Origin of the sequence: Croceitalea marina (assembly GCF_042684265.1) — a bacterium.
Taxonomy (GTDB): domain Bacteria; phylum Bacteroidota; class Bacteroidia; order Flavobacteriales; family Flavobacteriaceae; genus Croceitalea; species Croceitalea marina.
In genome coordinates this window covers 1-612 of the sequence record NZ_JBHULB010000021.1, presented here as the reverse complement: position 1 = coordinate 612, position 612 = coordinate 1, and the positions used below count along the sequence as shown (strand labels likewise).

Sequence of the window (612 nt, the reverse complement as noted above, 5' to 3'; positions counted from 1 at the left end):
GCCTACTGTACGACCACCTTCGCGGATTGCGAAACGTAGACCTTCATCCATTGCGATTGGAGCGATTAGCTCTACAGTCATTTGGATGTTGTCGCCTGGCATTACCATTTCTACGCCTTCTGGTAGTGAGATATCACCAGTTACGTCAGTTGTACGGAAGTAGAACTGTGGACGGTAGCCTTTGAAGAATGGTGTGTGACGACCACCTTCATCTTTAGACAGTACGTAAACTTCTGATTCGAATTTAGTGTGTGGAGTGATTGAACCTGGTTTCGCTAGTACTTGACCACGTTCAACTTCATCACGCTTAGTACCACGTAGTAGTGCACCAACGTTCTCACCCGCACGACCTTCGTCTAGAAGCTTACGGAACATTTCAACACCAGTACAAGTAGTAGTGATGGTGTCTTTGATACCTACGATAGCAACTTCGTCACCAACAGTTAGGATACCTTGCTCGATACGACCAGTTACTACTGTACCACGACCTTGGATCGAGAACACGTCTTCGATTGGCATGATGAACGGTAGGTCTACTGCACGCTCTGGCTCTGGGATGTAAGTATCTAGCGCTTCTGCTAGTTCTACAATTTTCGCTTCCCATTGCTCTTC

1 protein-coding gene is annotated in these 612 nt (G+C 46.9%); it reads right to left on the bottom strand.

Annotated elements, in window-relative coordinates; all coding sequences use genetic code 11:
- Positions 1 to 612 (bottom strand): EF-Tu C-terminal domain-related protein (locus ACFSQJ_RS14130; protein WP_377767621.1); only part of this gene is annotated, 612 nt, incomplete at both ends.